This window comes from Xanthomarina sp., assembly GCF_035306605.1.
Taxonomy (GTDB): domain Bacteria; phylum Bacteroidota; class Bacteroidia; order Flavobacteriales; family Flavobacteriaceae; genus Xanthomarina.
The window spans coordinates 14035-37529 of record NZ_DATGNR010000066.1; the positions used below are offsets into that span (position 1 = coordinate 14035).

Here is a 23495-nt window from a genome sequence, read left to right on the forward strand (position 1 = left end):
TATAGCTGACTTTTTTTTGGACAAGAGTTAATTAATATTAGTGTTGATACTATTTTAGACATATATTAACTGTTAACGCTCATCCCTACAGTGAATCACTAAGCATGATTAATAAAGGCATCAACAAGCTTTCCGGAATTGAAGCTTTTACAAATCTTACTTCACTTATTATTGCCTCTTATACAGAAATCACAAGTCTTGATTTACCTCGTCAGGTTCAGCTCAAATAATAAAGTAGAGACCAAAAAACTAATAATTCAATAAGGTCAATTTTTAAATTGAAGATAAAGATGCTACCTGGATTAGTTAGCACCTTTATTTATTTACAATTATTAAAAATGTATGAATCATTAAAAACCCATCCCAATTGGGCCTCCTTAATTTGTAGACTAAAACTACCAATCATCCTTTCATTTAGCAAAAAACGGATAAAAACACATAAACAACTGTTACATAACACAGTATAAAAACAACTTTAATTGTATAAATAAGTAAATTTAAATGTGGAAAGTATGATCTGAAATATAATCTCATATAAAATTTTAATGATGAAAAAAACTACATACCTATTACTTACGTGTTTGGCCTTTTATTCTATATCATATGCGCAATACACGGTAATTCCCGACAGCAATTTTGAACAAGAACTAATTAACCTTGGAATTGATTCTGAGGGAATTTTAGACAATCAAATACTAACATCCGATGCCAACAGTCAACAAGGAAACTTAGTCCTTATAAATAAAGGAATCAGCGACTTAACAGGTATTGAAGCTTTTACTAGTATAACAGGGCTTAATTTTAGTTACAATGTAGACATTGATAGCGTAGACCTGACTAATTGCACCTTATTACAAACAGTAGAAGGAACAGGCTGCAGCAGTTTGACTTCAATTAATCTTATTGGACTAACCAATCTAACAACAATTAGGCTCCCTTTTGCTAGTTTACTAACCTTAGATGTAAACACGAATGTAGCTCTAAAAGAATTAAACCTTAGGGGAAACCAGTTATCCAGTTTAGACTTAACACAAAACTCAGTTATAGACCAAGTTGATGTTAAAAGCAACGCACTTACTTTTCTAGACTTGCGTAATGGCAATTGTGCAAACATGATACGCTTTGATGCCGATTATAATTCTTGTTTAAAATGTTTATTTATAGACGATGTGACTGACCCAAACCTATGGGATCATAACTATTGGATAATGGACAACCAAACAACTCCCGTTCAAACAGAGGCAGACTGTGCCAACGTTCAGGAGATTCCAGAAGAGTTTTGTCCTGCCCTTGGAGTAAACCCAATAAATAAAATGTCGTTTACCATGTTTCCTAATCCCGTAAATAGCACCTTACATATTGCTATTAAGGAACCTAAAGCCATTTTAAACATTTGCAGTATGACAGGAAAAATTATTCTAACAGAAAACTTACATCAAAGTGAGAATGTAATAAATGTTTCTTCCTTGGCTACTGGAATGTATTTAGCCAGAATAGAATCAGATAAGGGTATTGAAACTAAAAAACTAATTGTTAAGTAACTTTAGAACTAGAACAAAAAAAAGAGCAATTAGTAAATTGCTCTTTTTTTTAACTTTAATTTTAAACCAAGTTATTTCTTTTTGTTCACTTCATTAATATATTTTTCCAAGGCCATAGTCATAGATGGTGTATCTGGTGCTGGAGCAGCAATATCTACTCTTAAACCCTTATCTTCTGCCGCCTTAACGGTGGTATTACCAAATACCGCAATGCGCGTCTTGTTTTGTTTGAAATCCGGGAAATTATGAAATAATGAATCTATTCCAGACGGACTGAAAAACACTAAAATATCGTAATAAACATCAGCTAAATCAGACAAATCGCTAATAACTGTTCTATAAAAAACAGCCATTTTCCAATTAATGTTCAATTCGTCTAAAATTCTAGGAACTTCAGGTTTTAACTTATCTGTTGTAGGTAATAAAAAAGTTTCGTCCTTATATTTTTTAATTAAAGGCGATAGTTCCGCAAAATTACGCTTTCCAACATAAATTTTACGCTTTCTATAAACTACATATTTCTGAAGGTAATAAGCTACTGCTTCCGATTGGCAAAAATACTTCATAGTATCAGGTACTTTAAAGCGCATTTCTTCTGCTACTCTAAAGAAATGATCCACAGCATTTCTACTAGTCAAAACGATGGCTGTATAATTTTTCAAATCAACTTTTTGAACTCGTATCTCCTTGGCATCAACTCCTTCAACGTGAATAAAAGGTCTAAAGTCTATTTTGACTTTTTGCTTTTCCTGTAGATCAAAGTAAGGCGAATTTTCTATTTTAGGTTCAGGTTGAGACACTAAAATTGTTTTCACTTTCATAGGCAAGTATGTTTTAAGCTTTGTTTTCTATAAGAACCTTATATAAAATTACATATGGCCCAATTTCGAGTGTGCAAAGATATAAAATAAAATAGAAAAAATCTCCTTTAATTAAATTAAGATTCGACTTGTAGGAATCAAGCAAACCTATAATGTTTACAAGCAACAACAGAGTAATTATACTTAATATAATTGTTTTATTTGGACTAATTCCATACAACAAAATGACATTGACGGGAATTAACAACAGCCCTAAGAAGTTTTTATAACTGGTTTTTTGGAATAAGTACCTATCTATTAGATTATCAATACTAAAAAGACTTCCTAACAACCTCTCTAAAAGCACTTTAATTAAAATAAAAGCACCAATTCCAAAACTAAGTTTTAAAATAAAGGAAGTCGATATTTCCAGAGGTTCAAATAAAACTGAATAGCTGATAAAACTAAAAATTACACTAGAAAATAGCAGGTTCAGAAATAACAGACTATCAAACAGATCAATAAATCGTTGGTCTTTGGAATATATCTTTAAGTAACTTGAATTAATTAAAATGGCAACAAACTGATTAAATCTCTTCTCGAACAACAGTTTAGCCATAGCAACAAAAACAAGGCCTACTATAATTAAAATAGTAAAAAAATCGTATGAGAAATCAGGACGTAACATTCGGTAAAATTATTACAAAAATTAATACTTAATTCAAGTTTTTAAGAAATATTTAAAAAACAATCTCTTTTAAATAGATTACATTTGTTGAAATTATATACTATTTAATGAGCGACGCCATTGTCATTATTCCAACCTATAATGAAATCGAGAATATAGAAGCGATTATAAAAGCTGTATTCTCTCAAAACAAGCCGTTTAACATCTTGGTGGTAGATGACAATTCGCCAGATTTAACCGCTCTAAAAGTAAAAGAATTACAACTTGAATTTAAAGATAAACTATTCCTGTTAGAGAGAGAAAAGAAAACAGGACTAGGAACCGCATATATAGCAGGTTTTAAATGGGCATTGGAACGGGATTACAAATATATTTTTGAAATGGATGCCGATTTCTCTCATGATCCAGGCGACTTAATCAAACTATATAAGGCCTGCCATCAAGGAGGTGCCGACCTTGCCATTGGTTCAAGATATATCAAAGGGGTTAATGTGGTTAATTGGCCCATGAGCCGGATCTTACTTTCGTATTTTGCTTCGAAGTACGTAAGATTTATAACCCGAATGAAAATTGAAGATACCACAGCTGGTTTTGTGTGTTACAAACGACAAGTGTTAGAAACCATTAACTTAGATAAAATTGAATTTATTGGATATGCCTTTCAAATAGAAATGAAATTTAAAGCATATTTAAAAAAGTTTCAAATTGTTGAAATACCAGTAATTTTTACAGATAGACGTAAAGGAAAATCAAAAATGAGTGGAAGCATTATATCTGAAGCCATTTTTGGAGTTATTAAAATGAAATTAAAAAGTATTTTCAATCCGAAATAAACATGAAAACGATACTGATTAAGAATGCAAAAATAGTTAATGAGGGAGCGATTTTTGAAGGAGATATTCTTATTGAAAACGATATTATAAAGGAGGTCTCACATTCCATTAGTGCTAAATCTTCCAATGTAATCATAATTGATGCCGAAGGAAACCATGTTATTCCAGGAGTTATCGACGATCAAGTACATTTTAGAGAACCTGGTTTAACCCAAAAGGCAACTATTGAAACGGAATCGAAAGCAGCTATTGCAGGAGGTATTACTTCATATATTGAAATGCCAAATACCAACCCGCAAACAACAACTCTTGAAGCCTTAAACGAAAAGTTTAATATAGCTGCGGAAACTTCGTATGCTAATTATTCATTCATGTTTGGAGGTACCAACGATAATTTAGAAGAAATTCTAAAAGTAAACCCAAAAGAAGTAGCTGGTTTAAAATTATTTCTAGGCTCGTCTACAGGAAATATGTTGGTGGACAACCCTGAGGTTTTAGAGAAAATCTTTTCAAGTACAGACATGATTATTTCTGTGCATTGTGAAGATGAAGCCACTATACAAGAAAATTTAGAGCACTACAAAAAGGAGTATGGCGATGATATACCAATGAAACTTCATCCTCAAATTAGAAGCGACAAAGCGTGTTATATCTCGTCTTCAAAAGCCATTGAATTAGCTAAAAAAACAGGCGCTAGACTCCATGTTTTTCATGTATCAACAGCTATGGAAACCAAGCTGTTTTCCAATAAAATTCCATTAAAGGATAAAAAAATAACCTCTGAAGTTTGCGTGCACCATTTATGGTTTAGCGAGGAGGATTACGACAGCAAAGGTTCTTTAATCAAATGGAATCCTGCCGTTAAAACTTCCAAGGACAGAGATGGACTTTGGAAAGCCTTGTTGGACGGCAGAATAGATGTAGTAGCTACCGACCACGCACCGCATACCTGGGATGAAAAAAACCAAGTGTACACAAAAGCGCCATCTGGTGGCCCCCTAGTACAACATGCTTTGGTAGCCATTTTAGAGGCCTACCATAAAGGTAAAATTTCATTGGAGAAAATAGTGGAAAAAATGTGCCATAATCCGGCCATACTTTTTCAAATTGAAAAACGTGGCTTTATTAAAGAAGGTTATTTTGCCGATTTAGTTATTGTTAACCTGAACCAACCTTGGACTGTAAATAAGCAAAATATTCTATACAAATGTGGTTGGTCTCCTTTTGAAGGAACAAGTTTCAAATCTAGAGTAACACACACCATCCTGAATGGGGAGTTAGTTTATGAAAACTCAAAAATTAAAGATTCAAAACAAGGAAGAAGACTAACGTTTAACAGATAAAAGGTTTACGAAATGAAAAAAATCATATGGGCATTAACCTTATTTACTTTAATTAGCTCTTGTTCTAATTCTAATAAGCCAAAAAAACCAAAGGATTTAATTCCTAAGGATAAAATGGTCAATATTTTATTGGATGTATCTTTAATCAACTCGGCTAAAGGTCTCAATAAATCAATAATGGAGAATAATGGACTAGTTCCAGACATGTATATATATACAAAACATCAAATAGACAGCCTCCAATTTAAATCCAGTAACAGGTATTACGCATACAACCTGGAGGAGTACGATGACATTATAAAAAAAGTAAACGACAGCTTAAAAACACTAAGAAACAAGTACAATTCCCTAGTAGAAAAAGAAAAAGCTGAAGAAAGAAAGAAGGATTCTATTGAAAAAGCTAAGCGTCCAAGAAAGACCCTCTTAGAAGCTCCGAGCTGGGATAACACGTCATTAAATAAAAACCCTAATGCTCCTTTAAAAAAAGAGTAGATACGGCTTCTATACTTTTATTCAGTGGTTTAAATTGATAATTTAATCGGGTTTTAATTTTATCACTATTGTACTCAGTAGTAGACACCAAAGTACCGGCTATTTGCCTTCCTAAACTTCGTCTCTTTCCCGTCAATTTGTGTTTTAACCAATCTAACCTCCAAGCTATGCTCAGGAGAAAAGGGGTGGCTCTTTTAGTTGGAGCTTGTACTTGTAAGGTAGTAGCAATCAAATCAATAAAATCTTTATACAACCAGTTTTCTGCTACTAAAACAAAACGCTCGTTTTTGACTGAACTTTCCATGAGTTTTATCATGGGCTGCACCACATCAAAAACATCTACATAACCGGTTCCACCTTCCGTATAATAAGACAATCCATTATAAACACGCTTAAAAATATTTCCTGTACCATAATTCCAGATACCAGGACCTATAATAACTCCTGGATTAACTATTACAGCATCTAATCCCTCTTGGGTACCACGCCAAACTTCCATTTCAGCACCGTATTTTGTAATACCATACAAGCTATTATCCGCTTCTGGATTCCAAAGGGCGTCTTCGTCAACCGCAGTTTTGTTTAGAGATTTTCCTAGTGTTGCCACAGAACTGACATAACATAGTTTTTCAACCTTATTGGCAATACACAAGTTGACAATGTTAGCCGTTCCTTCAATATTTGTTTTTCGTAATTCGTGGTATTTATTGGGCTCAAAAGATACAAACGCAGCGCAATGATACACATGGCTCACGTTTTTAAAAGCTTCAATTAATAGGGGAATATCCAATAAATCCACCTGAATCCATTCAATTTTATTAAAATCTTCATCAGGTTGTTTACTGTAATAAGAAAACACTTTTTTTACTACGGATAGTTTCTTTTCATTTCTATAAATAGCTTTTACAGATTCATGCTTTTGTGTTAATTCGTACAATAAGTGCGATCCAACCAATCCTGTACCTCCAGTAACTAATATCATAAAACTAAAGTAAAGAATTATTCCATAAAGAGCCTAAAATTATTCATTGATTTTTATCTTTACCACTTAAAATTAAAACCTAAAAATAATGGCCAATAAATTTGTTGAAGATCTTCGTTGGAGAGGAATGGTTCACGACATCATGCCCGGAACTGAAGAACAATTAAGTAAAGAAAGTACCACTGCATATATTGGTTTTGATCCAACTTCCGACTCCCTTCATATTGGTAGTTTGGTGCCTATTATTTTATTGGTTCACCTAGAAAAAGCAGGTCATAAACCTATGGCTTTAGTGGGAGGCGCAACAGGAATGATTGGAGACCCTTCAGGAAAAAGTGACGAGCGTAATTTACTAAATGAAGAAATCCTAAGTAAAAATGTAGAGGGTATTAAACGTGTGCTTTCACGTTTCCTAGATTTCAATTCAAAGGCTGAAAACGCACCAGTTTTGGTAAACAACTACGATTGGATGAAAACCTTCTCGTTTATTGATTTTGCTAGAGATGTTGGAAAACGAATTACCGTAAACTACATGATGTCCAAAGACTCTGTAAAGAAACGTTTTTCTGGAGAAGAAGGCAGTGTTGGAATGTCTTTTACTGAGTTTACTTACCAATTAATTCAAGGATACGATTTTTACTACCTACACAAAAACTACAATTGCCTTCTACAAATGGGCGGTAGCGATCAGTGGGGGAATATTACCACAGGAACCGAATTGGTACGACGTATGAATGTAGGCGAAGAAACCAAGGCTTTTGCCATGACTTGCCCTTTAATTACCAAGGCAGATGGTTCAAAATTCGGAAAAAGCGAAGGTGGCAACATCTGGTTAGATTCTGATAAAACCTCAGTATATAAATTTTACCAATTTTGGTTGAATACCAGCGATGAAGATGCCGAAAAGTATATAAAAATATTTACTTTTTTAGATAAAGCAACCATTGAAGCCTTAATTGAAGCGCATAAAGAAATGCCACATTTACGTTTACTTCAAAAACGATTAGCTGAAGAAGTAACAAGCTTTGTACACTCTAAAGCAGATTTCGAAAATGCTGAAAAAGCTTCAAATATTCTATTTAGCAATACCTTTAAAGAGGATATAAAAACCTTGGATGAAGCAACCTTTTTAGATGTTTTTGAAGGCGTGCCACAAGCAGAGATTACCCAAGCTGAAATACATGAAGGTTTGGATATGATTGCTGCTTTGTCGGCTAAAACCAACTTTCTTGCATCTAATAGTGAGGCGAGAAGATCCTTAAAAGAGAATGCTGTTTCTGTAAATAAGGAAAAAGTGAATGAAGAATATCTGTTAACGACTGACGACTTAATCAACAATAAATACATCATCCTTAACAAGGGAAAGAAAAACACATATATTATTAAAGTCGTTTAAGAAATAGAAAAGGCCTGATGTTAACATCAGGCCTTTTTATTTTTATAAGAGATGAAGTATCATCCACTCCTCTCCTACCTACAATTTCTTGCAAATTAATCTAAAACTTTAAAGTTACTCCTAGTAGAAAGTTTGTTGTAGCTTGTGGATAGTATCCTGCTCCTTCAATAGTTGTTACTTGGTTTGGATCTGACCAATCATCATCATAGGTGTAATAAAACCCATTAGAGCTGTACTTCTCACCAAATATATTGTTTACTAAACCAGATAATACTATGGTCTTAAAAACGGAATTGGTTTCAATTTCATACATCACATTAAAATCGTTTACAAAGTAACTATCTAATTTGGAAGCTTCAGTATCGGTATTCCCCATATATTGTTCCCCAACATACTTGCTTAACACGGACATTTGCAAGCCTGGTGTTGGTTTAAACACAAATGCGTTTCCAGCGACAATATTTGGAGAAAATGAAATGTTTGTAGACCCAAGATCCACCAGTTCACCATTTAAAGAAACAACAGTCTCCTTCGCTTTATTCGTGCTTAAAGCAACATTTGGATGCACGCTGAATTTATCCGACAGTTTAAAAACAGCATCAACCTCTAACCCTAATCGGTAGCTTTCTCCTGAATTATCTCTTAACGGGCTACCACTATCGTTTATAGCTCCAGTCAACACCAATTGCTCGTTATATAACATATAGTACAAGTTCGTGTTTAGGACGAATGCATCTGACTTATGTCTCCAACCAAGTTCAAAATCGTTTAACTGTTCTGGCTTCACGTCTGGATTACTTTCAAAATCATCTCTATTTGGTTCTCTATTCGCTCTAGCATAAGAAAAATAGATATTATTATTATCATTTAAACTATAGGTAACTCCCGCTTTCGGGTTAAAGAAATTAAATTGTTTATCCACGATAAATGGTGCCACATCAGAATTGGTTCCTGTTGTTTTGTAATTAACATGTCGCGATTGTAAGTCTAAATACAAACTAAAATGATCGTTCAAACGATACTGTGCTTTTGCAAACGCACTGAAATCTGTTTTCTTACCATTTCCATCGTAGTATCTATCTCTTATCATCATGTCGCTAGCATATTGTGCCCAGATAATCTCACCAAAATGATCGCCAGAATAGGAGCTTAAGGAAGTTCCGAAAATAACATCCAACTCGGCATTCTTATAGTTGGCATTCGCATTCAAAACATAAAATTGATTATCCAACCATCTACGTCTAATCAAATCTGTTTTAGTTATGGTTTCTGCTCCAATTACAACATCATCAAATCCGTAATTAGAGAATTTCTGATCTTCTTTGTATTGCTCAAAATAACCTTTCCCTTGAGTATAATTTAAGGCTAAATTGGTAGACCATCTGTTGTTGATGCGTTCATTCCAATGCAACTGATAATGGTCTTGTTGATAATTATCAACCTCATTATCATAAAACTGAATATTTCCATTTTCGTCGGTGTACATCCCTGCAGAATTGAAGGTTCTATCATGTTCTAGAACATAAGGGTCTTCAATACCATTCCACGCTTGATAGGTTTTTTCCTTTCCGCTAAAAGTAATGGCCTTAATCATGGAATTATCTCCCAAATAAGTGGCTTGTAAAAAATAGGATTTGATATCTGAAGAGGCTCTATCTACATAGCCATCGGATTTAATTTTCGATAAACGTCCAGCTATTTCTATACGGTCATTTAGTAAACCTGTACTAAACTTTACGGTATGCTTCCAAGTATTAAAGCTTCCAAAACTATTAGCAATTTCACCTGAGGCTTCATGAGAAACAGCATCAGTAAGCACGTTAACACTTGCTCCAAAAGCACCAGAACCATTAGTTGATGTTCCAACACCACGCTGTAATTGAAGACTTTCTACAGAAGACGTAAAATCGCCTAAATTCACCCAAAAAGTTCCTAATGACTCGCTATCGTTAAAAGGTATTCCATTAATAGTTACATTGGTTGATTGGGCATTTATTCCACGTACGCGAATCCCTGTATAACCTAAACCAGCTCCTGCGTCCGATGTAGTTACTACCGATGGTAAGTAGTTTAATAAAATAGGTAAATCCTGACCTAAATTCCTTTGTTGTAACTGCTCTTTAGTTACGTTGGAGTGTGTAATTGGCGAAGTAGCATTTACGCGCACTGCTTTAACCAAAACTTCATCCAAGGTTTCCAATTTTGTTGAATCTTGCTGTTTTTCTTGTGAAAAAGAAGATATAGTAAACAGTAAAAACAGAAGGAAAATTTGAGAATTCTGTCTTGTTTTAAATGACAGGTTGTTGAATAAAAGTTTCATCCGATAAAATAAATTTATACGAATAAAAAGAGGCTATTATTCTTTGTTAGTTTTTAATTTTTTTTGAAATAATCTTACCCGAATTTTATAATTCCTATTAAGGACTTCATTATTTCTTCCCTAAACAGCATTACCTGTTCTAGGTTCATTGGGTATGATCTCAGCCGATAATAGGCACCCCTTTTTGAGAACGCTGCAAAGATAGTTATCGATTAAGAATTAACAAGTAAGAATCAAGAATAAATTAGTCTAAGCTAGGAGGTTTCCTATTTGCTTTCTTATCAGCTTGTTGCTTCTTTTTAGATAAGCGTTTTAATTTAACACCTCTTGGAACCTTGGTTGGTTTTCTCTTTTTTGGCTTTATCAAGCTCAGTTTTATTAGTTCTAAAAAGCGTTTTACTACTAATTCCTTATTTTTATGTTGACTCCTGCTCTCGTCACCTTCTAAAATAAGGACACCTTCTTTGGTTAATCTGTTCGCTAAATTTTTAAACAACAAAACACGTTGTTCTTCCGAAAAAACTAGAGAATTGGTCAAATCGAAATTCAAAACTATTTTCGACGACACTTTATTGACATGTTGTCCCCCTGCTCCAGAACTTCGAATAGCCTTGAACCTTAATTCAGAGATAAGTAGAGCTTCATCAAACATGTTATTTTACTTGATGGGTAGGCTTCAGTAAATCTGTAACCGTTTTTACCGGGTTAAAAGTAATTAATGGTACTTCAACAAAAATAGTATTCCAATTAGCCATACTCCCATTCCAAAGCCCAGGTAATTCTAAAGCTTTTAACTCTTTTCCTGCTTTAGTTTTCATGGTAATAAACGCTGTTTTATGATCAACAAACTGCTCTAAGTCAAAACTATTTCCTTTATAATCTTTAATTCCACAAACCAAGTCTACTGGGTTAAAATGGGTGGCGTGATTTAAAATATTGTTTTGGAGCTCATCCTTCTTATTTATTTGAGCAGATTCTACAATTTGCAATGAAATTTGACCACTTTCATCTTTTACCCAAAAAGGACCTCCTCCTGGCTCTCCTTCATTTTTTACCATTCCACAAACACGGATGGGTCTGTTTAATTTCCCTTTTAAATATTCTATTTGATGTTCGGGTGCATATTTCTCATATTCTGAAGAAATTACTACATTCATTTTTTTGGTTAAAAACATGGCAATTCCCACTAAATCAGCTTCAGAAACATCCTTTTTCTCTAGGTTTTCAAGATAACTGAAGGCTTTTGCTTGAATTTCTATTAAAATTCCCGCTAACATTTTTTTATACCTACTTAACTCTTCATCATATTTTCCAACCACCACATTATCAATATTTTTAATAAAGATAATATCCGCATCTAAATCGTTTAAGTTTGAAAGCAAAGCACCATGGCCAGAAGGTCTAAACAGCAAACTACCATCGTCTTCCCTAAACGGTTTATTCTTTAAAGTAACAGCAATAGTATCAGTAGCTTCTTTTTGGTATGAAAAAGAAATTTCAAATTGGGTTTTCGTTCGCTGCTCAACTTTACTTTGGACGTTCTTAAATTCTTCTTCAAAAATATCTTTGAATTTTTCTGAAATAGTATAATGTACATTCGCCTTATTATTAGTTGAAGCATACAGAGCAGCTTCAAACAAATGCTCTTCAAAAGCTGTTGCGGTCTGATCTTTATATATGTGAAATGGCAACAAACCTTTTGGATAAAGGCCAAAGTTTAATTTATCTTCATCTAACATGGTTTTCACAAACATATAATGTTGTTCATCCACTGAAGATTTATAATACTCTGGATATACTTTTTCAATTTCGGTTAAAACAATTTTATAAAAAGGCAGTTTTTCTAGTCCTACAAAAAACACCGCCAACAAGGTCTCTTTTGTTCTATTTATATACGCGTTTACAGTTTCTTCTTCTGGATTATAATCTGCTATAAAACTAAATAGAGATTTAAACATACGTGTGGCTGCACCAGAAGCCGGAACAAATTTCAAAATGGAATACCCGTTTCTTTTGGAGTCAAACAATTGAATGGAAGCTGCTTTCTCCTTTTCTGAAAGTTTTAAAATTCCATTGTTAATAGTTGCCGCAGAATGCAAGTTTATAAAAGGCAACCCTGTTTTAAACAAATCAATTTGGGATTTAACTTTTTCTACGTTCAGCCCCTTATTTTTAATCTGTATGATGTCTTTGTCTTTAAACATTCAGCTAACTTTTAATAATTCATTTATATGTTTTATGGCAATTTCCATCCGATGGGCCAAGCTTCCTTTCAATAACACATAAGGAAGGTTGTTTTCTATCAAAGCAGATTGGAACGCATTAAACATGTCTAATCTCTCATTGGGTTTATCTCGAATACCGTCATCTTCCCATGGAATATCAATATTAGTTAAAAAATAGAGATTATATTCATTTTTTTTAGCGTATCTGTTCAATATTTCAGGAGAATACCCATTGTAATAGGCCTGACTATACACTTTAGTCTCTAGTAAATTGGTGTCGCAAATCAATAAATTATCTACTTGTTTTGCCATAGAATTCTCTAAGTTCATTTGCCCAATAGCAATAGGTAAAACATCCTCTTGGGTTAAACCTTCATTATTTTTCGCCTTTTCTTCGGCATAGGTTCTTGAGAATTCAGGTACCCAAAGCGTTTTATAATGCTCCGCTAATTGCTTGGCTAAAACAGTTTTTCCAGTTGATTCTGGACCAAATAAAACTACTTTTATGCAGCTACTGTCTTGTTGTTTAAGAGCTTCTTCCATGCTAGATATCCATATATTGCAATTACTGTAAATCCTAAATATTGTAAACTGGTAAAAGTAAATCCTTTATAAAAATATAGCGGAATTGAAATTAAATCGCCAATAATCCAAAAAATCCAGTTTTCCACCTTTCTTCTTGCCATGAGCCACATTCCTACAAAGAAAACAGCTGTTGTTAAAGTATCTACATAAGCCACCCAACTGGTCCACATATTAAAAGTATTATAAACAACAAACACAAATACTAAGGTTGCTAAAAATATCCAAGCACTTGTAATTCTCTCCTTTTTTGTAGTAAATGAAACAGGGGTAACCTGGGTAGCATTCACCTTTCTAGTCCAAATATACCAACCATAGATACTCATAATAAAATAATAGGCATTAATCATCATATCGCCCAATAATCCCCATTTTAAAAGTAAATACACAAAAATACTAGTACTAATAAGCCCTGTTGGAAAAACCAAGATGTTATTCTGCTTAGAAAACCAAACAGAGAGAAACCCGAAAATAACGGCAATTATTTCTAATGCAATATCCATGGTATCATAGCTTGCATATTGCTCGAAGAAAAAGTTAAAAATTTGGTTCATAATCGCTTCTATCAGTTTTCACAACTTTCATGGTTAAAACACATATATTTTGCTCTTGGAACGACTTAAGTATCTGAGCAGATAAAAACGGCATCAATTCATGATAATCTCCAAAAATTTGAGTGCTTAATGGGTTTTCCAAAACGGTAAATTTAGAATCTCTTAAAGCCTTTATAAAATTTACAACATGGATTTCGTAATCGTCTTGTAGTGGCGATAAGGTTAAGTCAACTGATATTCTCATAATATATTACCTGAATTTCAGGATTTTAAATTATACTTTTCTAATTAAAAAAAACTTTAGATTGGCTTCTCTTTCAACCAACAACCAAATTTATCTTTTTATACATCCTAGTTAAAAGTGATAGCATTATTAGCATTTGAGGTCTTCAAAAAAACTAGCATCATCCTCAAAAGCAGTACCAATGACGACCAAGTCTGCACCGGCCTGATAAGCTTCCTCCATTTGTTGTTTTGTTCTAATGCCGCCTCCAACAATTATTGGAATAGTTAAATCGTTTTTCACTTTCCTTATAATTTCAGAATCAATGGGCATTAAAGCACCACTTCCCGCTTCTAGATATATTAATTTCATCCCTAACAACTCCCCTGCCTTTGCCGTATCAACTATCTCTTGACTATCAATTTTAGACATAGGTAGTGTGTCTGTTACTTTTTGAACCGCAGTTTCTTTACCGTTTTCAATTAAAAGATAGCCTGTTGGAATAACCTCCAATACAGTGTTTCTTAATTTTGAAACCGAAGCTACTTGCTTACCAATTAAATACTCTGGATTTCTACCTGAAATTAAAGATAGAAACAACAAAGCATCTGCCTGATCTGTTATTTGAGTTACATCTCCTGGAAAAATTACGAGAGGTAAAGTTGTGTGCTTTTTTATTTCTGAAACCAGTTCCTCCGTGGCAAAATCGGCTACGGTACTTCCTCCAACAAAAATATGTGTTGTCACAGAATCATTCACCTTTTTAATGAACGCAGAAACTAGCTCAACACTCATTTTATCAGGATCGATTAAAACAGCTAACAGCTTTTCTTGTTTAGAAATGGCTTGCAGTAAATGGCTATAAATATATTTATTAGTCACAAATAATTATTAAGATGGCAAAGCGTAAGCACAAGTAAATCCTTCAAATTCAAAAAACTCTGTATTGAATCTGTGTTTTCTGTTTTGATAGTCAATCCAAGCAACCGTAGATGCTTCTTCCAAGGTAAATGGTATAACTAGTGTGTGCTGCAAAAAACTCAAGCCTGGCGTGGCAAAGAGTTTATACAACGACTCCTTAATACACCAAATTACGGTCAGTTTATTGATGTAATCTGCTTCGTCTTTATTCAAGTATTGAAACTCATATTCCATAAATTTATGTGCTATTACACCAATTTTTTCACGCTGCTTTTCAATGTCTATCCCAACTTTAAAATCGCTTACAATAACCCCAGAAAAAGTAAAAGAGTGAGTAATAGAAATATATTTCCCGTCTTTTAAATGTGGTTTACCATTTTCGTCATAGTACAAATCGTCATCGGTATAACCAAACTCTGCTAGCAAATGTCTTACACTTAAAAACCCTCTTTGGTGCAGCTCACTTTTCATCCTTAAAACACGTTCCATATTTTCAGGTTTAAGTGTAACTGCTTGTAATAACTGCTCATAGGATTCTGTAATCTTCCAGATTTTAACAGTCGTTTGAGGATTAAGACTTAAGGTTTTATAAAGAGGCATTTAATTTTCTAAAAGTTATTAGTTATCTTTGCATCGCCGAAGGCGAATTCAATGTTTTAATCTAGCGAATTTAATGATTTTAAGTGCTAAACCAAAAATGTTGACTTTAATAAAAATAAAAGAAATTTAGAAAGAATGAATACAAAAACCGTTGCATACGTACCGAATAAAGTGAAAGACATCTCGCTTGCTGATTGGGGAAGAAAAGAAATTGAATTAGCCGAAGCAGAAATGCCGGGACTAATGAGTCTTCGTGAAGAGTACAAAGATTCTCAACCTCTTAAGGGAGCTAGAATTGCTGGGTGTTTACATATGACCATCCAAACCGCAGTTTTAATTGAAACTTTACAAGCTTTAGGTGCTGAAGTTACTTGGAGTTCTTGTAATATTTTCTCTACTCAAGATCAAGCTGCTGCGGCTATTGCAGCAACTGGAACTGCTGTTTACGCATGGAAAGACATGACTGAAGAAGAGTTTGATTGGTGTATAGAGCAAACCTTGTTTTTTGGTGAAGAAAGAAAACCTTTAAACATGATTTTAGATGATGGTGGAGACTTAACCAACATGGTTTTAGACAGATACCCTGAACTTGCCGCTGGAATTAACGGGCTTTCTGAAGAAACTACAACAGGAGTTCATAGATTATACGAACGTGTAAAAGCGGGAACTCTACCAATGCCAGCAATTAATGTAAACGACAGTGTTACGAAATCTAAATTTGATAACAAATACGGTTGTCGTGAGAGTGCTGTAGATGCAGTTCGTCGTGCAACAGACATTATGATGGCTGGAAAACGCGTGGTTGTATGCGGATACGGTGATGTTGGTAAAGGTACAGCTGCTTCTTTTAGAGGAGCCGGTAGTATTGTAACAGTTACTGAAATCGATCCAATTTGTGCACTACAAGCTGCCATGGATGGTTTTGAAGTTAAAAGACTTGAAACTGTTGTTGCCAATGCTGATATAATTATTACTACAACTGGAAACAAGGATATCGTTCGTAGCGAACATTTCGAAGCTATGAAGGACAAAACCATCGTTTGTAACATTGGACATTTCGATAATGAAATCGATATGGCTTGGTTAAACAAAAACTATGGTCACACTAAAAACACCATCAAACCTCAAGTTGATAAATATACTATTGATGGAAAAGACGTGATTATTTTAGCTCAAGGGCGTTTAGTTAACCTAGGTTGTGCAACAGGACATCCAAGTTTTGTTATGAGTAACTCGTTTACAAACCAAACTTTAGCACAAATAGAACTTTGGACAAATAAAGAGGCTTACAAAAATGAGGTATATATGTTACCGAAACATTTAGATGAAAAAGTAGCTCAATTACACTTAGCAAAAATTGGTGTAGAATTAACAGAGCTTCGTGAAGATCAAGCTAAATATATTGGTGTAGAAGTTGAAGGACCATTTAAACCTGAATACTACCGTTACTAAATACCTTTAAGAAAAGGAGTTTCCATTTCTTAAAATAAAATATAAAATCCCAAGCAGTCCTTGCTTGGGATTTTTTTTATTTAAAAACTAATTATGTCACAAGGAACTAATAATATATAAGGTAGGAAAGCTCTGTTTTAGTCTAGTATCTGAGAAATAAAAAACCGCCTTACCAAGATGTATTATTGAAGAACTTGTTTTTCATAATACAGCAATTTCTTGTAAGACGACAAAAACAAAAAACCCTTTCTGTTTCCAGAAAGGGTTTTAATAATTGAGTAAAGAAACTGTTTCTTAAGCCTCAAAAGGCTCAACAGAAACATAAGATTTGTTGTCTTTTTTCTTTGTAAATTTAACTAGGCCATCTACTTTAGCGTGTAAAGTGTGGTCTTTTCCAGCATACACATTCTCACCTGGTTTATGTGCAGTACCTCTTTGTCTAACGATAATGTTACCAGCTATTGCAGCTTGGCCACCGAATATCTTTACACCTAAACGTTTCGATTCCGAATCTCTACCGTTTTTCGAACTTCCGACTCCTTTTTTATGTGCCATTGTCTTAAGGTTTTATTTTATTAATATTTAATGAAATGAAAATTACTTTTCAATTCCACCGTCTAATTTATCTTGTAATTCTTTTAGTTCATCCCACTTACCATCAGCAGCTAATTGCGCTTGTTTTGGCCAAGTTTCTGTAACTATGTGAGCTAATCTTGAACTAGCTTCAGTTAAAACAGTGCTTAATTCTTCAGGAGTTGCTTTTGCAACTTTAGCAAAAGTATCGTATCCTGCATTAACCAATGCTTCAGCAGCTTTTGGTCCAGCACCTTCAATTTTCTTTAAATCATCTGCTTTAGCAGTTGATTTTTTAGGAGCAGCCTTTGGCGCTTCTTTTTTAGCTTGAGCAGCTGGTTTAGCTCCAGAAGCTACTATGCTTTCAATAACGATTTCAGTTAAAGATTGTCTGTGTCCGTTTTTCACACGGTAACCTTTACGTCTTTTCTTTTTGAAAACGATAACTTTATCACCTTTAAGGTGCTTTAAAACTTTGGCTCCTACTTGAGCTCCGTTTATAGCCGGGGCGCCTACAGTTACTTTGTCTCCATCAGCTACTAAAAGTACATTGTCAAAAGACACTTGTTTTCCTTCTTCTGTTGCTAAACGGTTTACAAAGACTCTTTGGTCTTTTTCAACTTTAAATTGATGCCCTGCTATCTCTACAATTGCGTACATAGCGTAACGTTTATTAATTAATTTGATTAAAATATATGTGCTTATCTAATAGAAAGCGGGTGCAAATATACTGCTAAAATATTAAACTACAAACGTTTTATTTGTTTTGAGGAACATTTTTACTGATTTTAAAAATCTGCATAAACGTTAAGGTAAGAATTGTGGTAGAAGACAAACCCTCTATCAGGATAACAAAAATTAAAATACCACCCCCATGACCATAGTCTTGAAACCAACCTTTTAAAAGGTAATTCATGAATTCAACGTCTAAATGAAACATGTAAACACCCATAAATAGAGCAAATACAAAGGTAGCCAGAAAGCCGGTTAGCAAGCCTGTTTTAAACCCATTTATATAGGTGAAATCGTCTCCCACTAAAATTTTATACTGCCTAATAACCGTAAAAATACCAAAAGCCATAAATATACCATTAGATAATCTAAACCAAGGATTATGATGCAAACCCATAAGTTTTAAGATTAAAAAATACGCAATAAGCAATACGGCAGTAATCAAACCATATTTAATCGAGATTTTAGCTGATGTATTCATTTTTTATGGTTTTGATAAGTTTTACTAAATTTCGTAATAATTTTCTTAAAAGCATAATTTTTAATGAAAAATATCACATAATTCACACACAGACACTAAATTAGCTATTTAAAACCAACAAGCATTTCTAATTCTTTTAAAATTTTCACTCTAAAAATCTTTTGCAAGGGTAAAACACATAAATTTCTCATTCTTAATGTAAAAAACACTATTTATTCTTATTTTTGTATCTAAATTAATTTTTAAATAAAAATGACAACATTCAAAAATATTATCGGTTTAGTGATGTTAACTGTGTTTATATCAGCTTGCAAAAACGAAGCTACCCCTGAAATAAAAACCGTTGAGATTGAAACCACTTCAAAAACGGCTAATTCATTAGATCCGAATGCTACTTATGCGAAAGCAGAATTCACTATTGAAGGAATGACCTGCGCTATGGGCTGTGCAAAAACCATTGAAAAGAAAATGGCTAATATGGAAGGCGTAAAATCAGCAACTGTAGATTTTGACAAAAAATTAGCTATGGTAGAATACGACGAAGCTAAAGTTACTCCAACTTCATTAGAAGAAGTAGTTAAAAAAGCGGGAGACATGTATTCGGTAACAGACATGCACCCAGTAGATGCCTTTGGCGAAAAGAAATCTTGCGATAAAGATTGCAAAAAAGCATGTTGTGCAGATAAAAAAGCAGAAGCAACAGAAGCAACAGGCGAGAAAAAAATGGCATGTAAAGAAGATTGTAAAATGGCTTGCTGCGCAGATAAAGCCAAAGCCTAATTTTCTTAAAGCATATTTTTAAAAAAGCATCTCTTTCTAACACCTTAGAAAAAGGTGCTTTTTTTTACACTAAATTTTAAGTTTTTTACACCATAATATATAGTATACAATTTAACTAGCCATTAATTAAGTAGAAATAGCTCAATTAATACCACCAAATGGCATGACTTTATATACACTAGGGACTACCCTATAAATATAAGGGCTACCCGGAATTTTTCTCTCAGAATCTTTCTATATCCTGATTCACAAAGTTTTCCATATTTCTAGGGGCAAAAAAAAGATATAAACAAAGTTATCAAAAATAAGTTTCCACACTGTTTGGTAATCAAATATATAATCGTAAATTTGCAAACTCTTTTAAAGAGAGGAATGTTTAATCTATCATGCATCGCGCGTGATAAAAAATTTAATAAGTGTGGACACAATAAGCTACAAAACAATTTCAGCAAACAAAGCTACTGTTAATAAAGAGTGGGTTTTAGTTGATGCTGAAGGTCAAAGCCTAGGGCGTTTATCTTCTAAAGTTGCAAAACTTTTAAGAGGAAAACATAAGCCTAACTTCACACCACATGTTGACTGTGGAGATAACGTAATTGTTATCAATGCAGAAAAAATCAACTTAACTGGAAAAAAATGGGACGATAAAACTTACATTCGTCACACAGGTTACCCAGGTGGTCAAAGAAGTTTAACTGCTACAGAATTGTTTGGAAAAGATCCAGCAAGATTAGTAGAGAAATCAGTAAAAGGAATGCTTCCTAAAAACAAATTAGGTGCAGATTTATTCCGTAATTTAAATGTTGTTGTTGGAACAGAGCACACACATGCTGCTCAAAAACCAAAAACAATTAACCTAGAAGAATTCAAATAACATGGAAGTAATTCACAAAATTGGTCGTAGAAAGACGGCTGTTGCTCGTGTGTATGTTGCCGAAGGAAAAGGAAACATCACGATTAATAAAAAAGACTTAGCTGTTTATTTTCCTACTGCTACTTTGCAGTATAAAGTAAACCAACCTTTAGCTTTGACTAACAATGATGGCAACTTTGATATTACAGTAAATGTATATGGAGGTGGTATTACAGGTCAAGCAGAAGCAATCCGTTTAGGTTTATCTCGTGCTATGTGCGAGTTAGATCCAGAAAACAGATTAACTCTTAAACCTGAAGGTTTATTAACTAGAGATCCAAGAATGGTAGAGCGTAAGAAATTCGGTCAGAAGAAAGCTCGTAAGAAATTCCAATTCTCTAAACGTTAATTTATCTTCAACAAGATGGCACAACTTTATAACAAGCTTATCCATCTTGTTGAAAAAAAACAAAAAAATAACTCAGTTATTGTTGTCCATGATTTCTCTAAATTATAGAAATCAGGATTTAGTTTAGCATCTAAATGGTTCAGGCGATTTTTTCTATAAAAGACCACTAAACCATTGCTAATTCAACAGAACGTAAACTATTACAAAATGGCAGTAGAAGTAAAAGACTTACTTGAAGCAGGTGTACACTTTGGTCACCTTACGCGTAAATGGGATCCAAACATGGCCCCTTACGTATATATGGAGCGTAATGGCATCCATATTATAAACTTATACAAAACAGCAGCAAAATTAGAAGAAGCTGGAGATGCACTTGCTAAAATTGCAGCTTCAGGTCGTAAAATCTTATTTGTTGCGACAAAAAAACAAGCAAAAGATATCGTTGCTGAAAAAGCAGGAAACATCAACATGCCTTACATTACTGAAAGATGGCCAGGTGGGATGTTAACTAACTTTGTTACTATTAGAAAAGCAGTTAAGAAAATGGCTACTATCGATAGAATGAAGAAAGATGGTACCTTTAATTCTTTATCTAAAAAAGAGCGTTTACAAGTAGATCGTCAACGTGCTAAATTAGAGAAAAACTTAGGTTCTATTAGCGACATGACTCGTTTACCAGCGGCTTTATTTGTTGTAGACATTAAACGTGAACACATTGCAATTGCAGAAGCTCAAAAATTAAACATTCCAATTTTTGCTATGGTAGATACTAACTCTGACCCACGTCAAGTTGACTATGTTATCCCAGCAAACGATGACGCTTCTAAATCAATCAACAAAATCTTAACTCACGTTACAGATGCAATCGCTAATGGTTTAGCTGAAAGAAAAGCTGAAAAAGAACCATCTAAAGATGCTCCTGTTTCTGAGAAAAAATCTGCTCCTAAAAAGAAAGCAGCTCAAGACGAGGAAGAATAAAATAAAAAAGTAACACAACATTAATAAGTCGTTTATTCTTTTCTTTCTAAAAGTGAGATTAAACGACTTTTTTAAATATTAAATATAAAAGCTATGGTAAAAATTACAGCAGCAGAAGTAAATAAACTAAGACAATCCACAGGTGCAGGAATGATGGATTGCAAAAAGGCTCTAGTTGAAGCAGAAGGAAATTTTGATAAAGCCATTGAAGTTCTACGTAAAAAAGGACAAAAAGTAGCAGAAAAAAGAGCAGATCGTGAAAACTCTGAAGGAGCTGCTATTGCTAAAATAAACGATGATAATACTGTTGGTGTTGCTATTGTTTTAGGATGTGAGACAGATTTTGTTGGTAAAAACGAAAACTTCGTAGCATTGGCAAACCAATTAGCTGAAAAAGCCATCAATTTCGATACTAAAGAAGATTTCTTAGCATCTGATTTTGGAGGTATGACAGTAGCTGAAAAATTAGTAGAACAAACAGGAGTTATTGGTGAGAAATTAGACATCACTGCTTTTGAAAAATTAGAAGCACCTTACGTTGGTTCTTATGTTCATATTAATAAGATTGCGGCTTTAGTTGGATTATCTACTAAAGTTGATAAAGCTGAAGAATTAGCAAAAGACCTATCTATGCAAGTAGCTTCTATGGGAGCAACTACATTATCTTATAAAGATTTTGATCCTGAGTATATTGCTGCTGAAACAGAAGCAAGAATTGCAGTTATTGAAAAAGATAATATCGAATTAGGTCGTTTAGGTAAAACTCTTAAAAATGTACCTAAATACATTTCTATGGCTCAATTAACTCCAGAAGTATTAGCTCAAGCTGAAGAAGATGCTAAAGCTGAATTAAAAGCTGAAGGAAAACCAGAACAAATTTGGGACAGAATCCTTCCAGGTAAAATGGAGCGTTTCATTTCAGATAACACCACTTTAGATCAAGAAAAATGTCTGTTGGATCAAAAATTCATTAAAGACGATAAGCAATCAGTTTCTGATTATGTAAACTCTTTTGGTGATGTTTCAATTACAGGTTTCAAACGTGTTTCTTTAGGATAATAAATTCTCGCAATAGCAAGAATAACTTAATATATCAAACCACTACTCTTTTATAGATGTAGTGGTTTTTTTATTTGCTACAAATTATAAGCAATTGAGAACATAATAATACTTGGTAAAATATAGGTTTTGGTATCTGAAATAATATATGCAGAAAACCTGTTGTTAAAATTGTTGTTTTAAAAATTTTCAGTTTATTCAGTTTTAGTTAAAATCCAAGTTAACTTGAGGCTTTGTCTTTTAACTATTAAAAAATCAGCGCTGATTTAAATTGCAACTTTATCAATAAAACTACTTTTATAACTGAATAAAAAAACCGTATTTTTCTAGATCTTTTCAAACATATTTTTAAAAAAACTATTCATGCAAGGGTTTTAAAACAATTTGTACAGTTCATCGAAAAGTTGTAAAACCATTACGGTTTTACCGATACTTCAAGTGTTTTCTGAAAAAACGTTGAAAAATGAGACATAAATTTTAGTCATACTACAATTGGATTAAAGATATCGTTTTGTGTCATAAATCTCATTTTATAATAAATTCAAAAAATAAAAAAATTATGTAGCTTTGCACAACCATTTATTTCTATTTACAGAAATAATATTCATCTAAAACACACATGAAATACAAAAGGATTCTTTTAAAATTATCAGGCGAGGCCCTAATGGGGAACAGACA

The 23495-nt window shown here is 33.5% G+C and carries 26 protein-coding genes; 12 read left to right on the top strand and 14 right to left on the bottom strand.

The window, feature by feature from the left end; translation table 11 throughout:
* Positions 1 to 104: 104 nt before the first annotated feature.
* The gene (locus VKY41_RS09425) at positions 105 to 230 is read left to right on the top strand and encodes a hypothetical protein (protein WP_500814198.1); all 126 of its coding nucleotides are present in this window, start codon (positions 105 to 107) and stop codon (positions 228 to 230) included.
* Positions 231 to 548: 318 nt separating this feature from the next.
* Positions 549 to 1541, top strand: a complete 993-nt coding sequence (locus VKY41_RS09430) for a T9SS type A sorting domain-containing protein (protein WP_500814199.1) — start codon at positions 549 to 551, stop codon at positions 1539 to 1541.
* Between the two features lie 71 nt (positions 1542 to 1612).
* On the opposite strand, the gene VKY41_RS09435 is transcribed toward VKY41_RS09430, so the two are convergent.
* Together VKY41_RS09435 and VKY41_RS09440 are read right to left on the bottom strand one after the other, a co-directional pair.
* Entirely contained in the window at positions 1613 to 2362 is a 750-nt protein-coding gene (locus VKY41_RS09435; RefSeq protein ID WP_500814200.1) for a uroporphyrinogen-III synthase, read from the bottom strand.
* A 13-nt stretch (positions 2363 to 2375) separates the two neighbouring features.
* A complete protein-coding gene (locus VKY41_RS09440; protein WP_500814201.1) occupies positions 2376 to 3029 on the bottom strand; it encodes a DUF4271 domain-containing protein in 654 nt (217 codons plus the stop codon).
* Positions 3030 to 3136: 107 nt separating this feature from the next.
* On the opposite strand from VKY41_RS09440, the gene VKY41_RS09445 reads away from it, so the two are divergent.
* From VKY41_RS09445 to VKY41_RS09455, 3 genes are read left to right on the top strand one after another with little or no spacing between them, the layout of a single operon-like run.
* Positions 3137 to 3862, top strand: a complete 726-nt coding sequence (locus tag VKY41_RS09445) for a polyprenol monophosphomannose synthase (RefSeq protein WP_500814202.1) — start codon at positions 3137 to 3139, stop codon at positions 3860 to 3862.
* 2 nt (positions 3863 to 3864) lie between these two features.
* Positions 3865 to 5205: a dihydroorotase gene (locus VKY41_RS09450; RefSeq protein WP_500814203.1), complete on the top strand. Its 1341-nt coding sequence runs from the start codon at positions 3865 to 3867 to the stop codon at positions 5203 to 5205.
* Positions 5206 to 5217: 12 nt separating this feature from the next.
* The gene (locus VKY41_RS09455) at positions 5218 to 5697 is read left to right on the top strand and encodes a DUF4296 domain-containing protein (protein ID WP_500814204.1); all 480 of its coding nucleotides are present in this window, start codon (positions 5218 to 5220) and stop codon (positions 5695 to 5697) included.
* Here VKY41_RS09455 and VKY41_RS09460 read toward each other — a convergent pair.
* Entirely contained in the window at positions 5672 to 6679 is a 1008-nt protein-coding gene (locus VKY41_RS09460; protein ID WP_500814205.1) for an NAD-dependent epimerase/dehydratase family protein, read from the bottom strand. The two genes, VKY41_RS09455 and VKY41_RS09460, sit on opposite strands and share 26 nt — an antisense overlap.
* Before the next feature lie 88 nt (positions 6680 to 6767).
* Between VKY41_RS09460 and tyrS the strand changes: the two genes are divergently transcribed.
* Complete coding sequence (tyrS, locus tag VKY41_RS09465) at positions 6768 to 8075, top strand: tyrosine--tRNA ligase (protein WP_500814206.1); 1308 nt, start codon at positions 6768 to 6770, stop codon at positions 8073 to 8075.
* A gap of 100 nt (positions 8076 to 8175) precedes the next feature.
* On the opposite strand, the gene VKY41_RS09470 is transcribed toward tyrS, so the two are convergent.
* The 8 genes from VKY41_RS09470 to VKY41_RS09505 all read right to left on the bottom strand — a co-directional run bounded on the left by VKY41_RS09470 (position 8176) and on the right by VKY41_RS09505 (position 15500).
* Complete coding sequence (locus tag VKY41_RS09470; RefSeq protein WP_500814207.1) at positions 8176 to 10395, bottom strand: TonB-dependent receptor; 2220 nt, start codon at positions 10393 to 10395, stop codon at positions 8176 to 8178.
* Positions 10396 to 10639: 244 nt separating this feature from the next.
* On the bottom strand, positions 10640 to 11047 hold the full coding sequence (arfB, locus tag VKY41_RS09475; RefSeq protein ID WP_500814208.1) for an alternative ribosome rescue aminoacyl-tRNA hydrolase ArfB: 408 nt from the start codon (positions 11045 to 11047) through the stop codon (positions 10640 to 10642).
* Position 11048: 1 nt separating this feature from the next.
* Positions 11049 to 12599 carry a DUF4301 family protein gene (locus tag VKY41_RS09480; RefSeq protein WP_500814209.1) on the bottom strand — a complete coding sequence of 517 codons (1551 nt, stop codon included), beginning with the start codon at positions 12597 to 12599 and terminating at the stop codon, positions 11049 to 11051.
* Positions 12600 to 13163 (bottom strand): AAA family ATPase, encoded by a 564-nt coding sequence (locus VKY41_RS09485; RefSeq protein ID WP_500814210.1) that lies wholly within the window; start codon positions 13161 to 13163, stop codon positions 12600 to 12602. It abuts the gene before it with no gap.
* Positions 13124 to 13756, bottom strand: coding sequence for a nicotinamide riboside transporter PnuC (gene pnuC, locus VKY41_RS09490; protein WP_500814211.1), 633 nt, complete (start codon positions 13754 to 13756; stop codon positions 13124 to 13126). Before pnuC ends, VKY41_RS09485 begins: the two co-directional genes overlap by 40 nt.
* The gene (locus tag VKY41_RS09495) at positions 13740 to 14000 is read right to left on the bottom strand and encodes a hypothetical protein (protein WP_500814212.1); all 261 of its coding nucleotides are present in this window, start codon (positions 13998 to 14000) and stop codon (positions 13740 to 13742) included. Before VKY41_RS09495 ends, pnuC begins: the two co-directional genes overlap by 17 nt.
* Before the next feature lie 129 nt (positions 14001 to 14129).
* Positions 14130 to 14861: a phosphoglycerol geranylgeranyltransferase gene (locus tag VKY41_RS09500; RefSeq protein WP_500814213.1), complete on the bottom strand. Its 732-nt coding sequence runs from the start codon at positions 14859 to 14861 to the stop codon at positions 14130 to 14132.
* A gap of 9 nt (positions 14862 to 14870) precedes the next feature.
* On the bottom strand, positions 14871 to 15500 hold the full coding sequence (locus VKY41_RS09505; protein ID WP_500814214.1) for a 4'-phosphopantetheinyl transferase family protein: 630 nt from the start codon (positions 15498 to 15500) through the stop codon (positions 14871 to 14873).
* Positions 15501 to 15635: 135 nt separating this feature from the next.
* Here VKY41_RS09505 and ahcY point away from each other — a divergent pair, with 135 nt between their 5' ends.
* Positions 15636 to 16952, top strand: coding sequence for an adenosylhomocysteinase (ahcY, locus tag VKY41_RS09510; protein ID WP_500814215.1), 1317 nt, complete (start codon positions 15636 to 15638; stop codon positions 16950 to 16952).
* A gap of 294 nt (positions 16953 to 17246) precedes the next feature.
* Here ahcY and rpmA read toward each other — a convergent pair whose 3' ends face one another.
* The 3 genes from rpmA to VKY41_RS09525 all read right to left on the bottom strand — a co-directional run bounded on the left by rpmA (position 17247) and on the right by VKY41_RS09525 (position 18738).
* A complete protein-coding gene (gene rpmA / locus VKY41_RS09515) occupies positions 17247 to 17507 on the bottom strand; it encodes a 50S ribosomal protein L27 (protein WP_500814216.1) in 261 nt (86 codons plus the stop codon).
* 42 nt (positions 17508 to 17549) lie between these two features.
* Positions 17550 to 18185, bottom strand: a complete 636-nt coding sequence (gene rplU / locus VKY41_RS09520) for a 50S ribosomal protein L21 (protein ID WP_500814217.1) — start codon at positions 18183 to 18185, stop codon at positions 17550 to 17552.
* A gap of 97 nt (positions 18186 to 18282) precedes the next feature.
* Positions 18283 to 18738 carry a DUF4199 domain-containing protein gene (locus VKY41_RS09525; RefSeq protein ID WP_500814218.1) on the bottom strand — a complete coding sequence of 152 codons (456 nt, stop codon included), beginning with the start codon at positions 18736 to 18738 and terminating at the stop codon, positions 18283 to 18285.
* Between the two features lie 252 nt (positions 18739 to 18990).
* On the opposite strand from VKY41_RS09525, the gene VKY41_RS09530 reads away from it, so the two are divergent.
* From VKY41_RS09530 to tsf, 5 genes are all read left to right on the top strand, one after another.
* Entirely contained in the window at positions 18991 to 19518 is a 528-nt protein-coding gene (locus tag VKY41_RS09530) for a heavy-metal-associated domain-containing protein (RefSeq protein ID WP_500814219.1), read from the top strand.
* A gap of 418 nt (positions 19519 to 19936) precedes the next feature.
* Positions 19937 to 20392 (top strand): 50S ribosomal protein L13, encoded by a 456-nt coding sequence (rplM, locus tag VKY41_RS09535; RefSeq protein ID WP_500814220.1) that lies wholly within the window; start codon positions 19937 to 19939, stop codon positions 20390 to 20392.
* Position 20393: 1 nt separating this feature from the next.
* The gene (gene rpsI, locus VKY41_RS09540) at positions 20394 to 20780 is read left to right on the top strand and encodes a 30S ribosomal protein S9 (protein WP_500814221.1); all 387 of its coding nucleotides are present in this window, start codon (positions 20394 to 20396) and stop codon (positions 20778 to 20780) included.
* Positions 20781 to 20987: 207 nt separating this feature from the next.
* Positions 20988 to 21758 (top strand): 30S ribosomal protein S2, encoded by a 771-nt coding sequence (gene rpsB / locus VKY41_RS09545; protein ID WP_500814222.1) that lies wholly within the window; start codon positions 20988 to 20990, stop codon positions 21756 to 21758.
* Positions 21759 to 21851: 93 nt separating this feature from the next.
* The gene (gene tsf, locus VKY41_RS09550; protein WP_500814223.1) at positions 21852 to 22817 is read left to right on the top strand and encodes a translation elongation factor Ts; all 966 of its coding nucleotides are present in this window, start codon (positions 21852 to 21854) and stop codon (positions 22815 to 22817) included.
* The last annotated feature ends 678 nt before the right edge of the window (positions 22818 to 23495 follow it).